Below are 18,783 nucleotides of genomic sequence, written 5' to 3' on the forward strand. Positions count from 1 at the left end.
TGCAAGCTCCTTACCTCCGCTGGAGTACTTCCATGATCATCAAGCAAGTCAACATCTACACAATGACATCCGAGCTGCCACGCCCCTTCGCCTTCTCCCAGCAATGGATCACCCGTCGATCCGCAACGCTGGTGGAAGTAGTAACTCAGGATGGACAAAGCGGCTGGGGTGAAGCGCTATGCGCAGGGCTGCTGGAACCGGAACTGTCCGCTTCAGTCCTCAAGCACATAATCACGCCATTGGTGATCGGCCGTTCAGTGTTCGAAAGCGAGGTCATTTGGCACGAGCTCTACAATCACACTCGAGACTACGGACGCAAGGGAGTCGTGATTGCCGCCATCAGTGCTCTCGATATCGCTCTCTGGGATCTCAAGGGCAAGATCACGCAACGACCTGTCTTTGAGCTACTTGGCGGTGGTTTTCGCAAACAGGTGCAAGCCTACGCTACCGGCTTCTTTCGCATCGAACTTGGTACAGACACCGCCAGTCTTGTCGAAGAAGCGCGTCGCCACCGTGACGCAGGCTTTGCCAGCATGAAAATAAAACTGGGCTTCGGGGTGGCCAATGACATCAAAGTCATGACCGATATACGTGATGCTGTGGGCGATGATGTCGAACTGATGATTGACGCCAATCACGCCTATACCGTCAGCGAAGCAGCGCAGCTGGCAGATGGCCTCAAGGCATACGGGTTACGATGGTTCGAGGAACCGGTGAATCCTGATGATAAGGAGGGCTATCGTCTGTTGAAGCAGAAGACGCTGATACCCCTGGCAGGTGGCGAAGCAGAATTCACCCTCTTCGGATTCCGCGACCTACTGGCCGGACGCTGTATCGATATCGCCCAGCCAGATGTGGCCATGGCCGGCGGCTTGACCGCGATGACGCATATCACTGCCTTGGCCCTCGCCAACGGTATCCAGGTGAACCCCCATGTCTGGGGGACCGCGATCGGTCAATATGCATCGCTGCATGCCATCGCCGCGATGCCGTTAGTCAATCCCACCTTGGCGGCCAGCGGTCCGATCTTCGAATACGACACCTCGAGCCATCCTTTCCGCTCCAACCTGGTCACCGCAGCGATCACTCAAAGTGAAGGCTGGGTCACCGTCCCCACAGGTGATGGCCTCGGGTTTACCATCGATCGTGATTTCCTGCGTGAATACGCCCGTCCATACTGACACACGGGTTGGATAACAAGTTCACATGCTTGCTCGGCCCTGCTGCCATAGGTCTAAAATCTTTGATCAATCTTCCCAATGACATAGGCATCTGGTATTCCAGTCGCCTGTGCTACTCTGTGGCAAAATCCCAAGGCCCGTCTCGGGCCTGAACCACAGCCTACAAGGACCGAGATGCAGGACTTTGAACGCCCCCCCTCCCTAGGAACCCTCGTCACCGATCACGTACGTAACATGATCGTACGCGGCGAACTCGCCTTGGGCGAAGCTATCTCTGAACGCGGTATATCGGCATTGCTGAACGTATCCAAGACACCGGTGCGTGAAGCTTTGGCTCGGCTCAAGCACGAGGGCCTGGTGATCATAAAACCGCAATCTGGTGCTCAGGTCTTCACCCTGAGCGCCCGCGAAGTCGGTAACATCTGTACCTTTCGCCGTACGCTGGAGCCAGCCGCGCTGGCACTGGCAATCGAGTTTGATCAGCCTGGCCTCTATCACGAGCTCCGACAGGTAGAAAGCCAGATGCAGGTGGCACACGGATCTGGGCGCATAACCGATTATCTGGACCTGGATTCGGCCTTCCACATGGCCTTCTTCAACCATTGTGGAAACGCCTACTTAAAGAGTTCCTACGAGCAATACGCTGGAAAGATCGCCGCCCTACGCACTCACCTGGCAACCCGGCCGGACCATACCCGTCTTTCGCTCAGAGAACACACCGAGATAGTCGACGCTGTTCAAGCCAAGGACATCACCGCCCTGCGCGCGCTACTGGATGCACACATTGGCCGCACCCAAGAGACTTACGAAGTTGGTGTGGAAGACATTACCCAACTGTGAAATCAGCACCCACAGGGAAGTCATCGACCTGTCTCGCTGACTCCCAACTCATGTGAGCTCTCCCTTGAAAAGGTCTGAACATCATCTGAGTGCCTAGTGAGGCTTTAGCTTTAAACATTACTCAATGCGACCGCCATATCCCCAGAAGAAATCATGCGAGCCTGGCACCTCAGCAATAGCCAGTGAGCGAGTTAGCACTGCGTTATGTCAGTCGATTCCGCCTGCCAGGATTAGCCGTTATCAATCAGCGCTTCATCTTGTCCCGCGTCGTGTAATAGACGCTGTCGATATGCGAGAGCATGGCGCGTTCGGCGGCGTCAGGGTCGCCGGCGCGCAGCGCTTCGACGATACGTACGTGCTCTTCATAGCTGCGCTTGATCGAGCCATGCTCGGCCATGACCTGGCGACGAATGTTGAGCGCATAGGTATAGAGCTCGTGGGCGTAGCGGATCAGGATCTCGTTGCGCGAATACTCCGCGATCACCTGATGGAAGTTCTGATCCGAGAGCTGGAAGTTCACCGGCGAGTCGAAATGCTGGGACTGGGCGTCCAGCAAGGCATCCAGCTTCTTGAGGCCCGCGGCATCGATGTGCCGAGCAGCGCGGCGGGCGATGGCCGACTCCACCACGATACGACTCTCGAAGACGCTCTCGATGTCCAGATTGTTGAGCTCGTCGCCCTGCTGACGTGCGGGATGATTGCGGAAGCTGTCGATCACCGCCTCACTGGCACACACCCGTGACTTGCTGCCATGCGAGACATTGAGCAGGCCATAGCCCGTCAACAGCGCCAGCCCCCCGCGCACGGTCTCACGACTCACTTCAAACAGCTGCGCCAGCTCACGCTCGCTGGGCAGCTCATCCCCATCGCGCAGCAGGCCGGTCAGGATCATCTCGATGAGCTTGTCGGCGAGAATTTCCTTCTTGGTCTGATTCTTCAGCGCTTTCTCGAAGGCGAAAGGCGTCTGGTTCATGCGGCCCCCACTGGTATAGATTTCATACCAGAATAACTGACAACCGAATCAGACGCACCAGAAAACCGACCATGGTCGCAATTTTCGAGAATTCCTTGACCAATCATCGTGCGCTCGGCTAGTTTTCATCTCAACTGGTCCGGTAAACCAACCAGCAGTCCAATCAAGTCGTGATATTTCACAGTCCTGAACTGTCTTGAACTGTCTTGAGAAGGCCCTCACGCCAGAGGCCGAACTGCTGAGCACGCCTGACATCGACACGATCTACCACATCGATCGACAACGACAACAACGACGACACCACCAAGAGGCTGACCCCATGTCCGCAACACGCCCTGTCATTGCCCTGACCCTCGGTGATCCCGCCGGTATCGGCCCGGAGCTGATCGCTCGCCTGATCGCGGAACCCGAGCAGTTCGCCGAGACCCACAGCGTGCTGGTCGGGGATCAGTGGCTTTGGGAGCAGGGCCAACGCCAGGCCGGGCTCTTCACCGAGCTGCCACGCGTCACAAGCTTCGCGGAAGCCCGTGAACATGAAGGCCTGTCATTGATGCTGGTGGAGAGCGTGGCACAGCAGAAGGTGACGCTGGCCGAGGAAAGTGCCGCCTGTGGCGCCTCGACCCTCGCGGTGCTGTCTCGTTGCCTGGAAGCGGCCCAGAACGAGGAAGTCGACGCCATCTGCTTCGCGCCCCTCAACAAGCTGTCGATGAAGAAAGGCGGCCTGGGCCATGAAGATGAATTGCACTTCTTCGCCGAGACGCTGGGCGTCAAGGGCTACTTCTGCGAGTTCAACACCCTGGGGACGCTGTGGACCTCGCGCATCTCCTCGCATATCCCGCTCAAGGATGCTGCCGAGTACGTCACTCAGGAGCGCATCATCGCCGCCAGCCAGCTGATTCATGACTCGCTGACACTGGCCGGCGTCGAGCAGCCGCGCATCGCCGTGGCCGCCTTCAATCCGCATGGTGGCGAGGGCGGCACCTGCGGGCGTGAGGAGATCGATGTCATCGCGCCGGCCGTCGCCGAGTGCCGCGCCCAGGGCTATCCCGTGGAAGGCCCCTTCCCGGCTGACACCATCTTCCTCAAGGCACGCGATGGCGAGTACGACGCCATCGTGACCATGTACCACGACCAGGGGCAGATCGCGATCAAGCTGCTGGGCTTCAAGTCCGGCGTCACCGTCCAGGGCGGCCTGCCGATCCCCATCACCACGCCGGCCCACGGCACCGCCTTCGATATCGCCGGCCAGGGCAAGGCGGACGTGAACCCGACCCGCAATGCCTTCGCGATTGCCAAGCGCATGGGCACCAACCTGCGCGCGCTGCGCCTCGAGACCGCGTCGGCCTGACGCCTTGTCACTCTTGCTCACCTATCTGCGCCAACGTCATCCACAACAAGGATAATCCGATGAAAATCACCAAGGTCAGAACTCGCGTCTTCGAATGGAAAGGCCACACCGTCCCCCCCACGGCCCACTTCTGCTCCAACGCCATGGACGAGCTGTGGGACAAGGGCGACTCGATGGGCACCTTCCGCTTCCACGGTTGGACGGTGGTGGAAATCGAGACCGACAACGGACTGGTGGGGCTTGGCAACGTGGCACTCGCCCCGCGCATCGCCAAGGCGATCATCGATCAGTACCTCGCGCCGCTGATCATCGGTCAGGACCCCTTCGACTACGAATACCTGTGGCAGCGCATGTACCGCTCCACCCACGCCTGGGGCCGCAAGGGCATCGGCATGGCCGCCATTTCCGGCGTGGATATCGCCATCTGGGACATCATGGGCAAGGCGGTCGGCAAGCCGGTCTTCAAGCTACTGGGCGGGCGCACCAAGGAGAAGATTCCCTGCTACGCCTCCAAGCTCTACCGCACCGACCTCAAGGGCATGCAGGAAGAGGCACAGTCCTATCTGGATCAAGGCTTCACCGCCATGAAGATGCGCTTCGGCTACGGTCCGCGTGACGGCGTCGAGGGCGTGCGTGCCAACCTGGATAGCGTCGCCGCCGTGCGCGAAGTCATCGGCGAGGATGTCGACCTGATGCTCGAGTGCTACATGGGCTGGAACCTGGACTACGCCAAGCGCATGTTGCCGAAGCTCGAGCGCTTCCAGCCGCGCTGGCTGGAAGAGCCGGTGATCGCCGATGACATCGATGGTTACGCCGAACTCAATCAGCTGACCAGCATTCCCATCTCCGGTGGCGAGCACGAATTCACCCACTACGGCTTCCGCCAGCTGCTGGAAAAGCGTGCCGTCTCCGTCATCCAGTACGACACCAACCGGGTCGGTGGCATCACCGCGGCGCGCAAGATCAACGCCCTGGCCGAATCCTTCAGCGTGCCGGTCATCCCGCATGCCGGCCAGATGCACAACTACCACCTGACCATGGCCTCACTGGCCTCCCCGATGAGCGAATACTTCCCGGTGCATGACGTCGAGATCGGCAACGAGCTCTTCTACTACATCTTCAAGGGCGACCCGGAGCCGGTGAACGGCTTCATCGACCTCGACGAAGAGACCCCGGGGCTGGGCCTTGAGCTGAACAGCGACTACTTCGATCAGTTCAACATCATCGAGTGAGGAAGCCATCATGAGACTCGTCCAACTTCGCACCGCCAACGGCCCACGGGTCGCCGTGGTCGAAAGCCGCGACCAGCTGCGCCTGCTCGACTTCCCGGGTGGCACCTATGAGCTGGCCTCTCGCGCCATCGAGCTGGGCATCGGGCTCAGCGCGCTGATCGAACAGCACTACTCGCACACCCTGGTCGACTACAAGCAGGCGATCGATCGCCGCGAACTGCTGCCGCCGGTCACCCACCCGGATCGCGCGCGCTGCACCGTCACCGGTACCGGCCTGACTCACCTGGGCAGCGCCGATACCCGCGACGCCATGCATGCCGCCGCTCAGGCGCAGGATGACGCGAGTCTCACCGACTCGATGCGCATGTTCCGCCTGGGGCTCGAGGGCGGCAAGCCTGCCGAGGGGCAGGTCGGCGCGCAGCCGGAGTGGTTCTACAAGGGTGACGGCAGCATCGTGGTGGCACCGGAAACCGCGATCAGCGTGCCGGCCTTTGCCGAAGACGCCGGTGAAGAGCCCGAGCTGGTCGGCCTGTACTTGAACGATGCCAACGGTCAGCCGCATCGCATCGGCTACGCGGTAGGCAACGAGTTCTCCGACCACATCACCGAGCGCGCCAACTACCTGTGGCTGGCCCACTCCAAGCTGCGCGCCTGCAGCTACGGCCCTGAACTGCTGATCGGCGAGCTGCCCCAGCACCTGGAAGGCACCAGCCGCATCACCCGCGACGGCCAGACCCTGTGGGAGAAGCCCTTCCTGACCGGTGAGGCCAACATGGCCCACAGCCTGGCTAATCTGGAGCACCACCACTTCAAGTACGCCCAGTTCCGCGCGCCGGGGGATCTGCACGTGCACTTCTTCGGCACCGCCACCCTGAGCTTCGCCGATCAGATCAAGGTGCAGGAAGGCGATCGCTTCGAGATCGAACTGCCCGCCTTCGGGCGTGCACTGCGCAATCCCGTCGCGTTCGAGAGCCACGCCAACGACGCTGAGCAGCCATCCGCCATGGCGGTGCTGTGAGCACGCTTGATCAGTACGAGCCATAGAGGAGGGATCAGGGCCTGGAGGGTTTCGCCACCACCCGGCCCTGATCCCGTCAGCACCAGCACCGGTAACACCAACAGCACCAGCAACACCAACAGCACCAGCAACACCGACCTCAATAACGCCTGTACGCATCAGAAGCATCACGACAATAACGAGAAAAGGGCTTCGCCATGACACTCTCGACCCGCCACACCACCGCCACCCTCCTGTCCACCGCCCTGCTCAGTCTGGCAATGGCAGGACCCGCACATGCCGCCACCTCGCTGACCTTCGCGCATGCACATCCGGTCACCGACTCACAGCACCTGGCCGCCGAACTCTTCGCTGAACGTCTGGCAGAACGCAGTGACGGTGAACTGACCGTCAAGATCTTCCCCAACGGTCAGCTGGGCAATGACCAGGCCATGATCTCGGGCGTGCGCAGCGGCACCATCGATATCGAGCTCTCAGGCAACCCCTACTTCAGCGGGCTGGTCGGCGAGCTGAACGTTCTCGACCTGCCCTTCCTGTTCGACACCCGTGAGCAGGCCTATCAGGTGCTGGATGGCGATATCGGCCAGGAGCTGCTGACCGCCATGCAGCCGCAACAGATCGAAGGACTGGCCTTCTGGGAAATCGGCTTTCGCAACCTGACCAACTCGCGACGCGCGGTCGAGAACGCCGATGACGTCAGCGGCCTGACCCTGCGCACCACCCCGAATCCGGCGCATATCGCCGCCTTCCAGGCACTCGGCGCCAATCCGACCCCGATGCCCTTCGCGGAGCTCTATACCGCGCTGGAAACCCGCACCGTGGATGGCCAGGAGAATCCGGTCAGCCTGATCCGCTCCGCCAACCTGTACTCCGTGCAGGAGCACCTGTCGCTCACCGCACACGCCTACACCGCCGCCCCCTTGATCATGAACAAGCAGACATTCGACAGCCTCGCGCCCGAACTGCAGACCCTGATCAAGGAAGAAGCTCAGGAAGCGGCCCGCTATCAGCGTCAGCTCAATCATGACAATGAGCAGGGCGATCTGGCCTTCCTCGAGGAGCAAGGCATGCAGGTCGTGCGTGAGCCTGATACCGCCAGCATGCGTGCCAAGGTCGCCGAGTCGGTACGCGCCGAGTTCACCGAGAAGCACGGCAGCGAGCTGCTGGATCGCATCGACACCGCGCTTGCGCGCTGATCACGCTCGCCTGACTCGCCCATGCAAGGAGGCACGCCATGCTCTCTGACTCACTCCAAGCTCCGGTGATGCCTGTGCCTCTGGCGGAACTGGACGAGCAGCGCGCACGTTATCTGGCCAGCCGCCAGGAGGAAGATCTGCCGATCATCGATGCCCACATGCATGTCTGGGACCCGACGCAGAACTACCACCCCTGGCTGTGTGATGAGCCGATGATCCCCTTCCGCTACGGCGACTACTCCGCGATCCGTCGCCCCTACCTCCCCGCAGAGCATCTCCAGGCGGCGGGCGAGGCGCACCGGGTGCTGGGGTGCGTCTACATGGAGGCGGAATGGGTGCGGGGCGATGCGCTCAAGGAAGTGCGCTGGATCGAGGAGACTGCCCGCGAGAGCGGCTGGCCCGATGCCATGATCGCCCAGGCCTGGCTGGATCAGGATGACATCGGCGAGCAGCTCGAGAGCCTTTGCACATCAAGAAGGGTCAAGGGTGTCCGTCACAAGCCGGCCGCACTGGAGCGCCACGATCCGGCGCTTGCCACCCACACCTTGCCCGGCTCGCTGCGCTGCCCGCGTTATCAGTCCGGCGTCAGTGACGTCGCCCGCCACGGGCTGATCTTCGAGCTGCAGGTGCCCTGGTGGCACCTGGCGGAACTGCTGCCGCTGCTGGAGCGCCATCCCGAGATGCCGGTGGTGATCAATCACGCCGGCGTGCCCGGGGATCGTGATCCCGACACCCTGCGGGAATGGTCACATGCCCTCGCCAGGGTCGCCGTCTGGCCGCAGGTGATGATCAAGTTCTCGGGTCTCGGGATTGCGGGTCAGGCCTGGCGTCTGGAAGACAACCGCGAGGTCTTCGACAGCGTGCTGCATCACTTCGGGGCCCAGCGCGTGATGTTCGCCAGCAACTTCCCGGTCGATGGGCTGGTGACCTCTCTCGATACGCTGTTTCAGGGCTTCAAGACACTCAGTCGTTCGCTCAGTCCCGAGCAGCGACTCGCGCTGTTCTGCGACAACGCCGTGCGCTGCTACTCGCTGGACACCAGCGTCCAGTGACCGATCGACACCGCAGCGGACACCTCAGCAACGATCTACTCAGCAACGATCGCCATCACCACGATTGCCATAACAACGATTGCCATAACAACAACTCGCAAGGAATTCGCCATGTCCATCCGCCACGCTCTGCTCAACAAAACGCTGCTCAACAAAGCCCAGCACACGAACGCTCTGCTCAAGACGGTCTCCACCCTGGGGCTGATGTTGACCTTCGCGACCACCGCCCACGCCGAGATCACCGCGCGCATGGGCACCAGCCTGCCGGAGGCGCATCCCCAGACATTGGGCGCCAAGAAGTTTGCGGAGCTCGTCGAGGAGAAGTCGGACGGCGAGATCACCATCACGGTGTTCTCCAACGGCATTCTGGGCAATGACGTCAACATGACCTCGATGCTGCAGTCCAACACCCTGGACTTCACCGCGCCCTCCACCGCCACGCTGAGCAGCCTCAACCCTGACTTCAACATCGTCAGCCTGCCCTTCCAGTTCGATGACAGTGAACACGCCGATGCGGTGCTGGATGGCGAGGCCGGCCGTGCCCTGCTCGTAAGCCTCGATGACAAGAAGCTGGTGGCACTCGAGTACTGGGAGAACGGCTTCCGTCACATGACCAACAGCCGCCGTCCCATCGAGACGCTCGAGGACATCGAGGGCCTCAAGATTCGCACCATGCAGAACGCCCTCTACATCGACCTCTTCAACGGACTGAATGCCAACGCTGTGCCCATGTCGGTCAATGAACTGTTCACCGCCATGGAAACCCGCACGGTGGATGGTCAGGAAAACCCTTACACCGTGATCGACGCCAAGCGCTTCTTCGAGGTCCAGACGTACCTGTCGCGTACCGCGCATGCCTATGACGCCCAGGTACTGGTCGCCTCGGCAGGCTTCATGCAGTCACTCGATGACGCCCAACGCCAGCTGGTCCGCGAGGCCGCTCGTGAAGCCACGCTGTATCAGCGTGCGCAGAGCCGCGCCATGAACGAGGAACTGCTGAGCGAGCTGCAGGACAAGATGACCGTCAACGTGGTGGCGGACAGTGAACGTCAGCGCATGCGTGAGGCACTGGCACCGGTGATCCAGCAGCACACCCAGGCGCTGGACCCGGCGGTGGTGACGCAATTCCAGGCAGCGCTGGCCGACGCCCGTTAGTCAACATAACCAGTCCCGGCGACCAGTCTGAGCAACCAGTCCCGGTGACCAGTTCCGGTGACCAGTCTCAGAAAACGACCCGCGGCAGTGCTGCCACGCCCCGCCACAGCGTCGCACTGCCGCGCCGTCATCGAGATGCTTCCTTCGGGGATAACACCATGAACAAACTGACCCAAGAGATGCCGTTATCCATGTCGATCAAACCGCCCATCGCGCCCTCCTCCGAGTCACGGGGAAGCCACGCCACCCCGCTGGCGTCAGCGGCGCCTACCCGCACTGCCGCCGGCATCACGACGATCTTCAAGGGACTGGAGAAGGCCCTCACCCTGCTGATGGTGCTGGCACTGGTGGCGATGATCGCGCTGGTCTTCGTCAATGTCGTGCTGCGCTACGGCTTCAACAGCGGCATCTCGATCAGCGTCGAGCTGTCCCGCTTCCTGTTCGTCTGGGTCACCTTCATGGGCGCCGTGACGGCATTGATCCGTCAGGAGCACCTGAGCGTCAACACCTTCGCCGACAAGCTGCCGGCGGCATGTCGCAGGGTGCTGGATCGCGTCGTCACCCTGGTGATGCTCGGCTGCTGCCTGATGCTGCTCAAGGGCAGCTTCGATCAGACGGTGCTCAACTGGCGCAATCTCTCCCCCATCAGCGGCATTCCCGTCGGCGTCTTCTATCTCGCCGGCCTGATGGCAGGCGTATTGATGTCGCTGATCCTGCTCTGGCGACTGCTGACGCCCCTTGCCCTGCATGGCATCACGCCACCGAATGCCGCCAGCCCCTCATCTGATCAGCAAGGAGACACGCCATGACCATCGGGCTCTTCCTCGGCTCCCTGCTGGCCGCCATCGGCCTGAGCCTCCCCATCGCCTTTGCGCTGCTGGTCAGTGCCATCGTGCTGATGCTGCACCTGGATCTGTTCAACTCGCAGATCCTGGCCCAGAACCTCGTCAACGGCGCCGACAGCTACACCCTGCTGGCCATTCCCTTCTTCCTGACCGCCGGGGAAGTGATGTCGCGTGGCGGGCTCTCCCAACGCATCGTCACGCTGGCGATGTCGCTGGTGGGTCACCGCAAGGGCGGACTGGGTTTCGTGGCCATCTTCGCCGCCATCGTCATGGCCAGTCTGTCCGGTTCTGCCGTCGCGGATACCGCTGCGCTGGCCAGCATGCTGCTGCCGATGATGCGCAAGGCAGGCTATCCGCTGGGCCGCTCCTCCGGCCTGATGGCCGCCGGCGGGATCATCGCGCCGATCATCCCGCCCTCGATTCCGCTGATCATCATCGGGGTCGCCGGTGGCATCTCGATCGGCAAGCTGTTCCTCGCCGGGATCGTGCCGGGGCTGATCATGGGCGTGACCCTGGTGGTGATGTGGCTGTTCATGACCCGCAAGGAAGATCTGGTCGTCACCAAGAAGGCCAGCGGACGTGAGCGCCTCAAGGCACTCAAGGACAGCTTCTGGGCCATCATGCTGCCGGTCATCATCATCGGGGGCATCAAGAGCGGCATCTTCACCCCGACCGAAGCCGGCGTGGTCGCCGCGGTCTACGCCATCTTCGTCGCCACCGTGGTCTACCGCGAACTGGACTTGAGCCAGCTCTACGCCGTCCTCGCCCAGGCCGCGCGCAGCACCGCCATCGTGATGTTCCTGGTGGCCGCCGCGATGGTCGCCTCCTGGCTGATCAGCATCGCCCAGCTGCCGCTGATGGTCGCCGGTCTGCTGCAGCCGCTGGCCGATGATCCGCGCATCCTGATGCTTGCCATCATGGGCATCGTGCTGGTGGTCGGCATGGTGATGGACCTGACGCCGACCATTCTGGTGCTCACGCCGATCCTGATGCCCATCGTCAAGCTGGCCGGTATCGATCCCGTCTACTTCGGGATCATGTTCGTCCTCAACTGCGCCATCGGCCTGATCACCCCGCCGGTCGGCAACGTGCTCAACGTGATCACCAGCGTCGGCAACCTCAAGTTCGAGAAGGCGGTCAGCGGTGTCGCGCCCTTCGCCCTCGCCTATGTGGTGATCCTGCTGCTGTTCGTGGCCTTCCCGCAGATCATCACCGTTCCCCTGTACTGGATGACCGACTGACCCTCAGTACTGCAGGTCGCCAGCGCCACTCACGACAACCGAGCCATTCACGACAACAGCGCCACTCACGACAACAACGACAAGAGAGCCTTTCCATGACACCCATGCTCAAGACCTCCCTCGCCAGCCTGCTTCTCCTTGCGCCAATGAGCGCCGCGCATGCAGCCACCGTGCTCAAGCTGGCCCACGCGGCCCCGACCACCGATACCCAGCAACAGGCGGCCGAGCGCTTCGCCGAGCTGGTCAAGGAAGGCACGGATGGCGAGATCACCGTCAACATCTTCGGCAATGGTGTGCTCGGGGGCGACCAGCAGATGATCGCCGGCGTGCGCAGCGGCACCATCGATATCGAGATGTCCGGCAACCCCAACTTCGCGGGCCTTAAGCCGGCGCTGGGCGCCTTCGATCTGCCCTACATCTTCCCGGACCGCAAGACGGCCTATCAGGTGCTGGACGGCAAGGTCGGCGACGATGCCCTGGCTCTGCTCAAGGAAGACAACCTCAAGGGCCTGGCCTTCTGGGAAGTCGGCTTCCGTGCGATGACCAACTCGAAACATCCAATCAAGACGCCCGCCGATGTCGACGGCCTGGTGATGCGCACCAACTCCAACAAGTCGCTGATCGAGGCCTTCTCGTTGCTGGGTGCGAATCCGGTGCCGATGCCGCTGGGCGAGCTCTACACCGCGATGGAAACCGGCACGGTCGACGCGCAGGACCACCCGATCAGCATCGTCTGGTCGGCGGGCTTCTATGAGGTCCAGGACTACCTGTCACTGACCAACCAGGCCTACACCTCGCTGCTGATGGTGATGAACGACGACACCTTCGAGAGCCTGTCACCGGAGTATCAGCAGGTGCTGGTGAGCGCAGCACGTGAGGCCGGTGATTATCAGCGTGAACTGAACGCGAAGAACGAGCAGAAGATTCTGGCTGAACTGGCCGCCAAGGGCATGAAGATCGAGACCGATGTCGATACCGCCGCCTTCCAGAAGGTCGTGCTGCCCACCTGGGACAGCTATATCGCCGCCAATGGTCGCGACTGGATCGATGCCATCCAGGGCGCCAGTCAGGCCAGTGCCGATGTCGCGACCAACGCCCAGCCGCAAGGCACGCAGAAGACCACGGCCGCCGTGACTCAGTAACGCACAAGCGCTTTTTCGTTTTCCCTATCTGTCACTCCAGCGAGGGCACAGGCCTTTGATAACCAGAGCCTGATATCCAGGCCCTGACAAACAGGCCCTCGCTGATTGGAGAAATGTCATGTCCCGAGATGCTCTGCTGCTCAACCAGAAATGCGCACACACCCTGAGCCTTTACGATGCCACCAGCGGCGAGGAGCTCAACCATCTGCGCCTGCCGGATTACCCGCATGAGTTCGTGGTGGATTCCACTGGCCGCTATGCCTTCGTGGGCCACTACGGCATCCTCGGCGCCGACTGCATCGGCGATCAGGGCGGCTGCTCGGTGTTCGTGGTCGATCTCGAGACCTTCACGCTGGTCAACACGCTCAGCACCTGGCCGTACTACCGAATCCATGGGCTGGGCATCGATGAGCAGGATCGTCTGTATGCGATGAGCGAGGGCCACAACACCCTCTTGCTGTTCAACACGCCCCTGACCCAGTCCACGCCAGACCTGGCCGTGTCCTCCGGTGGCTACAAGACTCACCTGTTCGCGCTCACCAAGGCAGGCGACTGGGCCTACGGCATCAACCTGCTCAGCAACACCATCACCAAGTTCAAGCCGCACGATGCCACCTTCGCGCCCATCGCGATGATTCCGGGCCGCAAGCCGGAAGGCAACAGCCTGTCCGCCGATGGCCGCACCCTGTTCATCAGCAATCGCGATGACGACAGCATCGTGGCGGTGGATACCGAATCGATGACCGTGCGCGCCTCGGCGACCACCGGACGTGACCCCAATCGCATCTACCGTGACCCCAGGGGCCGCCTGATCACCACCAATTACGGCGAAAGCTCGCTATCGCTGTTCGATGAAACGCTGGCACCGCTGGGCACCATCCAGCTCGAGGCGATTCCCATCGCGATGAGCTTCCATCCGGATGGCGAGCAGGCCTTTGTCTCGCTCAAGGGGGATCGCATCGCGGTGCTGGATCTGGAGAGCGGTCAGGTACGTCGAAGCTTCGCGACGCGCGCCGAGCCGGACGTGTCTTGCTTGCTGGTGCGTGACCACTGAATCAGTTGGCACTTGATACTTCTTGCCAGGACACGAGCCAGTCATGACGGATACCCCAATACAGCGCGAACCTTCACAAAGCCAGCCGCTGATCGATGCGCACCACCATCTCTGGGCGCTGGATGGCCAGGTGGCGTATCCCTGGCTGGAAGACTCGCCGGTGGAGAACTTCTTTCTCGGCGATTACGCCGCGATCCGCCGGCCCTTTGTGGCCGCGGACTTGAAGCGCCTGGTGCCTGAGGGCTTCCGGCTGGTGGGCAGCGTGCACTGTGAAGCCGAAGCGTCACGCCCACAGGCTGAGAAAGAGACGCGATGGATTACCGAGCAAGCAGCCATTCATGGCCTGCCGAGTGCGCATGTCGGCTGGGCGGCCTTCGGCACTGAGGCGTGCGCCGCACAGCTGGACGCGCAATGTGACTCAGCGCTGTTTCGTGGCGTGCGTGCCAAGCCGGTCACCGCCGCCACACCTCAGACCCGCCAGTCGGTAACGGGAGCCAGCGGCAGTCTGCAGGACCCACGCTGGTGCGAGGGACTGGCGCTGCTCAAAGCGCGTGACCTGAGCTGGGACCTGCGCGTGCCCGCCTGGCATCTCGAAGAGGCAGCCACGACGCTTCAGGACTACCCCGGCTTGCGCGTCATTCTCAATCACAGCGGCCTGCCGTGGGATCGCACGCCGGAAGGCCTCGCCCAGTGGCGCGCAGGCATGCGGGCGCTTTCCGAGAACCCGAATGTCGCCGTCAAGCTCTCGGAACTGGGCACGCCTTGGCATGCCTGGGATACCAGCGCCAATCACGAACTGCTCTGCGAGGTACTGGACATCTTCGGCCCCCGTCGTTGCCTGTTCGCCAGCAACTTCCCGGTCTCCGGCCTCAAGGTCAGCTATGGCGACTGGCTATCGCTGGTGACGGGTGCCATCGCGCAGACGGCGTCTCGCGACCAACGCCAGATCGCGTTCGACCAGGTTCTGCACGACAACGCCATTCACTGGTATCGGCTGCCGATTGCCGCTATCACCCAACATGCCAGACAGGAGGCACCATGACACTCAACGGCCATCAGCTCATCGGACAGCGCAGCTTTGCCGCCAAGGGCGAGGCGATCCACGCCATCAATCCGGCCACCGGAGAGCGCCTGGCGCCCGGCTACCCGGGGGCCAATGCAGGGGATGTGGAAGACGCCTGCCGACTGGCCGGCCAGGCCTTTGATGCCTATCGCGCCACGACGCCTGAAGAAAGAGCCCTCTTCCTCGAGACCATCGCCGAGGAGATCGAGGCACTCGGTGAGACCCTGACCCAGCGCGGAATGCAGGAAACCGGCCTGCCTGAGGCACGCCTGAACGGTGAACGCGGTCGCACCTGCGGCCAGCTCAAGCTGTTCGCCAAGGTGCTGCGTCGCGGTGAGTGGCAGGATGTGCGCGTCGATCCTGCACTGCCGGAGCGCACTCCCCTGCCGCGGGCAGACCTTCGCCAGCGTCAGATCCCGCTTGGCCCGGTCGCCGTCTTCGGTGCCAGCAACTTCCCGCTGGCCTTCTCGGTGGCCGGCGGCGATACCGCCTCCGCACTCGCCGCAGGCTGTCCGGTCGTGGTCAAGGGACACTCGGCCCACCCGGGCACCTCGGAACTGGTCGGTCAGGCCGTGGCCCGCGCCGCCAGGCGTTGTCAGATGCCGGGAGGCGTCTTCTCGTTGCTGTTCGGACCCGGCAATGAGGTCGGTCAGGCACTGGTCAAGCATCCCGAGATTCAGGCAGTCGGCTTTACCGGCTCGCGCAGTGGTGGCACCGCCCTGCTGACGCTCGCCCAATCGCGTCCGCAGCCGATTCCGGTCTACGCCGAGATGAGCAGCATCAATCCGGTCATCCTGATGCCAGCGGCCCTGGAAGCCCGCGCCGAATTGCTGGGTGAGGCCTTCGTCGGCTCGCTCAACATGGGCGCCGGGCAGTTCTGCACCAACCCGGGGCTGGTATTGGCAGTGAAAGGCGCAGCGCTGGAACGCTTCAAGCAGGCGGCCATCCCTGCCATCCAGGCAAGCCCGGTGCAGACCATGCTGACACCCGGCATCCACAAGGCCTATGCCCAAGGCGTCGCGAGCCTGTCCGAACAGCCAGGCATCACCTGTCTGGCCAGTGGCGAAAGCGACTCTCCCATCGCCAGCCCGTGTCAGACACAGCTGTTCAGCACCCAGGCGAGTGACTTTCTTGCCAATGAGGCCATGCAGGCGGAAGTGTTCGGCTCAAGTTCGCTGATCGTCGAATGCGAGGATCTCGCTCAGCTCAAGCAGGTCTGCAGTGCACTCGAAGGCCAGCTGACCGCCACGCTGCATCTCGATGAGGCAGATCACACCGCGGCCTGCCACTTGCTACCAGTGCTGGAGCGTCGTGCAGGCCGCATCCTGGTGAATGGCTGGCCGACAGGGGTCGAAGTCTGTGACGCCATGGTGCATGGCGGCCCCTGGCCCGCCACCTCCGACAGCCGCACCACCTCGGTGGGCACCGCCGCCATTCACCGCTTCCTGCGTCCGGTCTGCTATCAGGACCTGCCGGATGCCCTGCTCCCGCCGGAGCTCAAGCACGATGCGCCCTCAGACATCAGCCGCTTGGTGGGTGGGGAGCGCCAGGTCATGCGATGAGATCAATGAAGCATAACGTCTGATGTCAGCGAGCGGCGGGAGATGATATGCCAGCCACTCTTGCCGATATCAGGGACTACCGCATTCCCGATAGCGCGAGACAGCAGCTACCGAAATGAAGAGACACTTTCGCTCCAGAGATGTTCCAGCATGAAAAAAGCCCCACACAGAGAAAACTGTGTGGGGCTTGGATGTTCAATGCCTTACTAAAACATGAGCCCCTCAATATCACTGAGGCATGAAAGGGATATCAGGCTAATCTTCAATCTGTCTCTGCTGCTCATGACGCCAACGCCAGTAATGAGTGACCAACCCACCTACGATAATGTTATGGATATACAATCCTGTCCAGAAAGAGTCGTACGACTCAAACTGATTGATGATCATCCAGTAGACAAAGAATATCATTCCAAAGAAAGCCATATCACTTGGCATGACTCCTGCTCGCCAAGCCAACCAGGTCGCACGACCGATCCATATCATTAATGCACCTATGGCCAGCACACCCAATAGGCCATAAGCTACCCACGTCTCCATGAAGAAATTATGTAGATGACCATAATTTTCCCTCACCCAATCCGGAAATCTGGCTGTCTCACGCATCACGAGCTTTTTGCCTTCTGCTCCCCATCCCACTAGTGGGCGCTCCGCAATCCACTTGCTTGCCTCAATCCAACTATTGACCCGAAGGCCTACACTCGAATAAGAGACCTGGGAAAACTCACCTTGCAACACATGGGATATTACATCACTTTCTTTATTGACACGCTTTTCTAGTGAATCCCCCAAACCTACTCCAAACACTACCACCAATAAGGCTAATACAGCCACAAATATTGATAGGTATTTTAAGAATTGGCGGACACCACGACGCATTACGACAAAGCCGCCCCAGACCGACAGCCCCAAACCCAGTGATACTATCGTACCAATCCAGACTGCCCGCGTTTGACCAACGACTATACCTGCCAGCGCGATAATCACTGCCATTCCCCATAAGGTAATGCGCGCTCCTTGGCGACTCCCTGGCTGGCAGATACGTTTAGAAAATGCTACCAGCCCCAATAATAAAGTACCAAAGAACATTGCGGAATGTTGCGCATTGCGTATGCCAAAATCAGCTCTCTCACCGGAAAGTCCTGTTATCCAGTTTTCATCATTCGACGGAGCCAGAAAAAAGGTTGTCAATAAAAAACCCGTCGCCGCTACTCCCCATAGGAGCAGTGTATTTCGCGTACTGCCGCGTAGCCACCAGGCGACGCTGATGAATATGAACAGCTTGGCAAGCAGTGCCAATCTTGGCGACGAGTCCATCCATTGCGGATGATGAGACAATCCTGCCCACCAGGAGATCAACTGCACCGCCACGACTGCCCCGAGCAATAGAAGTACTGGACGTCGAAATCCTTTCCCCCAGAGACAGAAGGCGATCAAGCCAGAGAAGGCCAGCAAGGTTTCTGCTGGCTTGGCAATATTGCCTGCCGGTATATTACAAAATGTATATATCATCAGGGCGGCTACGCCGATGTACCGCAACCATGTTGGACTATGCCAGCCAGCCCCTTCATCCCACTTATTTATAACCATAATACTCACTCACCATCTCCAGACAGGATGAAAAGTGAAATGTTACAACAATAAGAATTTTTTTGCTTCCCCTGCGTAACCATTCAGCGACACGATTTATGCGAAGATAAAGAGATTCAAGAGCCAGCGCTAGCATGAAGCCTTCCCCAGATACGCCAAGTAGGCTTGGCCCACAAGCACTTCAAGCCAGAGACCCAATAGGTAGGAGACCTCTGAAATCGTAATCATCTAACTTCGAGGCACGGGAGACATCACTAGATCCACCACTCGTCTGCTTCAGACACGCCAAGGCCG

Annotated in this window: 16 protein-coding genes; 14 read left to right on the forward strand and 2 right to left on the reverse strand. The window is 61.0% G+C overall.

The window, feature by feature from the left end:
• Positions 1 to 32 precede the first annotated feature (32 nt).
• Positions 33 to 1,181, forward strand: coding sequence for a mandelate racemase/muconate lactonizing enzyme family protein (locus PJK54_RS16755; RefSeq protein ID WP_271303398.1), 1,149 nt, complete (start codon positions 33 to 35; stop codon positions 1,179 to 1,181).
• Positions 1,182 to 1,355: 174 nt separating this feature from the next.
• Entirely contained in the window at positions 1,356 to 2,021 is a 666-nt protein-coding gene (locus PJK54_RS16760; protein WP_166018296.1) for a GntR family transcriptional regulator, read from the forward strand.
• A gap of 244 nt (positions 2,022 to 2,265) precedes the next feature.
• On the opposite strand, the gene PJK54_RS16765 is transcribed toward PJK54_RS16760, so the two are convergent.
• Complete coding sequence (locus PJK54_RS16765) at positions 2,266 to 2,994, reverse strand: FadR/GntR family transcriptional regulator (RefSeq protein ID WP_077373794.1); 729 nt, start codon at positions 2,992 to 2,994, stop codon at positions 2,266 to 2,268.
• A 319-nt stretch (positions 2,995 to 3,313) separates the two neighbouring features.
• Between PJK54_RS16765 and PJK54_RS16770 the strand changes: the two genes are divergently transcribed.
• The 12 genes from PJK54_RS16770 to PJK54_RS16825 all read left to right on the forward strand — a co-directional run bounded on the left by PJK54_RS16770 (position 3,314) and on the right by PJK54_RS16825 (position 16,902).
• The gene (locus tag PJK54_RS16770) at positions 3,314 to 4,342 is read left to right on the forward strand and encodes a 4-hydroxythreonine-4-phosphate dehydrogenase PdxA (RefSeq protein ID WP_271303399.1); all 1,029 of its coding nucleotides are present in this window, start codon (positions 3,314 to 3,316) and stop codon (positions 4,340 to 4,342) included.
• A gap of 59 nt (positions 4,343 to 4,401) precedes the next feature.
• On the forward strand, positions 4,402 to 5,574 hold the full coding sequence (locus tag PJK54_RS16775) for an L-rhamnonate dehydratase (RefSeq protein ID WP_271303400.1): 1,173 nt from the start codon (positions 4,402 to 4,404) through the stop codon (positions 5,572 to 5,574).
• A 10-nt stretch (positions 5,575 to 5,584) separates the two neighbouring features.
• Positions 5,585 to 6,592: an AraD1 family protein gene (gene araD1 / locus PJK54_RS16780; protein WP_271303401.1), complete on the forward strand. Its 1,008-nt coding sequence runs from the start codon at positions 5,585 to 5,587 to the stop codon at positions 6,590 to 6,592.
• A gap of 197 nt (positions 6,593 to 6,789) precedes the next feature.
• Positions 6,790 to 7,788, forward strand: a complete 999-nt coding sequence (locus PJK54_RS16785) for a TRAP transporter substrate-binding protein (RefSeq protein ID WP_271303402.1) — start codon at positions 6,790 to 6,792, stop codon at positions 7,786 to 7,788.
• 38 nt (positions 7,789 to 7,826) lie between these two features.
• A complete protein-coding gene (locus PJK54_RS16790; RefSeq protein WP_271303403.1) occupies positions 7,827 to 8,840 on the forward strand; it encodes an amidohydrolase family protein in 1,014 nt (337 codons plus the stop codon).
• A gap of 111 nt (positions 8,841 to 8,951) precedes the next feature.
• Positions 8,952 to 9,995 carry a DctP family TRAP transporter solute-binding subunit gene (locus PJK54_RS16795; protein WP_271303404.1) on the forward strand — a complete coding sequence of 348 codons (1,044 nt, stop codon included), beginning with the start codon at positions 8,952 to 8,954 and terminating at the stop codon, positions 9,993 to 9,995.
• Positions 9,996 to 10,153: 158 nt separating this feature from the next.
• The gene (locus PJK54_RS16800; protein ID WP_271303405.1) at positions 10,154 to 10,804 is read left to right on the forward strand and encodes a TRAP transporter small permease; all 651 of its coding nucleotides are present in this window, start codon (positions 10,154 to 10,156) and stop codon (positions 10,802 to 10,804) included.
• Positions 10,801 to 12,081: a TRAP transporter large permease subunit gene (locus tag PJK54_RS16805; protein ID WP_084208304.1), complete on the forward strand. Its 1,281-nt coding sequence runs from the start codon at positions 10,801 to 10,803 to the stop codon at positions 12,079 to 12,081. The genes PJK54_RS16800 and PJK54_RS16805 overlap by 4 nt, the downstream gene beginning before the upstream one ends.
• Positions 12,082 to 12,176: 95 nt before the next feature.
• Positions 12,177 to 13,223, forward strand: a complete 1,047-nt coding sequence (locus PJK54_RS16810) for a TRAP transporter substrate-binding protein (RefSeq protein WP_271303406.1) — start codon at positions 12,177 to 12,179, stop codon at positions 13,221 to 13,223.
• Between the two features lie 118 nt (positions 13,224 to 13,341).
• A complete protein-coding gene (locus PJK54_RS16815; RefSeq protein WP_271303407.1) occupies positions 13,342 to 14,277 on the forward strand; it encodes a YncE family protein in 936 nt (311 codons plus the stop codon).
• Positions 14,278 to 14,320: 43 nt separating this feature from the next.
• A complete protein-coding gene (locus PJK54_RS16820) occupies positions 14,321 to 15,319 on the forward strand; it encodes an amidohydrolase family protein (protein WP_271303408.1) in 999 nt (332 codons plus the stop codon).
• On the forward strand, positions 15,316 to 16,902 hold the full coding sequence (locus tag PJK54_RS16825) for an aldehyde dehydrogenase (NADP(+)) (protein WP_271303409.1): 1,587 nt from the start codon (positions 15,316 to 15,318) through the stop codon (positions 16,900 to 16,902). Before PJK54_RS16820 ends, PJK54_RS16825 begins: the two co-directional genes overlap by 4 nt.
• 255 nt (positions 16,903 to 17,157) lie before the next feature.
• Here PJK54_RS16825 and PJK54_RS16830 read toward each other — a convergent pair whose 3' ends face one another.
• On the reverse strand, positions 17,158 to 18,489 hold the full coding sequence (locus PJK54_RS16830; protein WP_271303425.1) for an O-antigen ligase family protein: 1,332 nt from the start codon (positions 18,487 to 18,489) through the stop codon (positions 17,158 to 17,160).
• Positions 18,490 to 18,783: the final 294 nt, after the last annotated feature.

This window comes from Cobetia sp. MMG027, assembly GCF_027947415.1.
In the GTDB taxonomy this organism is placed as follows: Bacteria; Pseudomonadota; Gammaproteobacteria; order Pseudomonadales; family Halomonadaceae; genus Cobetia; species Cobetia marina.

Excerpts from the sequence above, each read along its gene's own strand:
- PJK54_RS16755 (WP_271303398.1), top strand. The coding sequence starts at position 33 with ATGATCATCAAGCAAGTCAACATCTACACAATGACATCCGAGCTGCCA.
- PJK54_RS16760 (WP_166018296.1), top strand. The coding sequence starts at position 1,356 with ATGCAGGACTTTGAACGCCCCCCCTCCCTAGGAACCCTCGTCACCGAT.
- PJK54_RS16765 (WP_077373794.1), bottom strand. The coding sequence starts at position 2,994 with ATGAACCAGACGCCTTTCGCCTTCGAGAAAGCGCTGAAGAATCAGACC.
- PJK54_RS16770 (WP_271303399.1), top strand. The coding sequence starts at position 3,314 with ATGTCCGCAACACGCCCTGTCATTGCCCTGACCCTCGGTGATCCCGCC.
- PJK54_RS16775 (WP_271303400.1), top strand. The coding sequence starts at position 4,402 with ATGAAAATCACCAAGGTCAGAACTCGCGTCTTCGAATGGAAAGGCCAC.
- araD1 (WP_271303401.1), top strand. The coding sequence starts at position 5,585 with ATGAGACTCGTCCAACTTCGCACCGCCAACGGCCCACGGGTCGCCGTG.
- PJK54_RS16785 (WP_271303402.1), top strand. The coding sequence starts at position 6,790 with ATGACACTCTCGACCCGCCACACCACCGCCACCCTCCTGTCCACCGCC.
- PJK54_RS16790 (WP_271303403.1), top strand. The coding sequence starts at position 7,827 with ATGCTCTCTGACTCACTCCAAGCTCCGGTGATGCCTGTGCCTCTGGCG.
- PJK54_RS16795 (WP_271303404.1), top strand. The coding sequence starts at position 8,952 with ATGTCCATCCGCCACGCTCTGCTCAACAAAACGCTGCTCAACAAAGCC.
- PJK54_RS16800 (WP_271303405.1), top strand. The coding sequence starts at position 10,154 with ATGAACAAACTGACCCAAGAGATGCCGTTATCCATGTCGATCAAACCG.
- PJK54_RS16805 (WP_084208304.1), top strand. The coding sequence starts at position 10,801 with ATGACCATCGGGCTCTTCCTCGGCTCCCTGCTGGCCGCCATCGGCCTG.
- PJK54_RS16810 (WP_271303406.1), top strand. The coding sequence starts at position 12,177 with ATGACACCCATGCTCAAGACCTCCCTCGCCAGCCTGCTTCTCCTTGCG.
- PJK54_RS16815 (WP_271303407.1), top strand. The coding sequence starts at position 13,342 with ATGTCCCGAGATGCTCTGCTGCTCAACCAGAAATGCGCACACACCCTG.
- PJK54_RS16820 (WP_271303408.1), top strand. The coding sequence starts at position 14,321 with ATGACGGATACCCCAATACAGCGCGAACCTTCACAAAGCCAGCCGCTG.
- PJK54_RS16825 (WP_271303409.1), top strand. The coding sequence starts at position 15,316 with ATGACACTCAACGGCCATCAGCTCATCGGACAGCGCAGCTTTGCCGCC.
- PJK54_RS16830 (WP_271303425.1), bottom strand. The coding sequence starts at position 18,489 with ATGGTTATAAATAAGTGGGATGAAGGGGCTGGCTGGCATAGTCCAACA.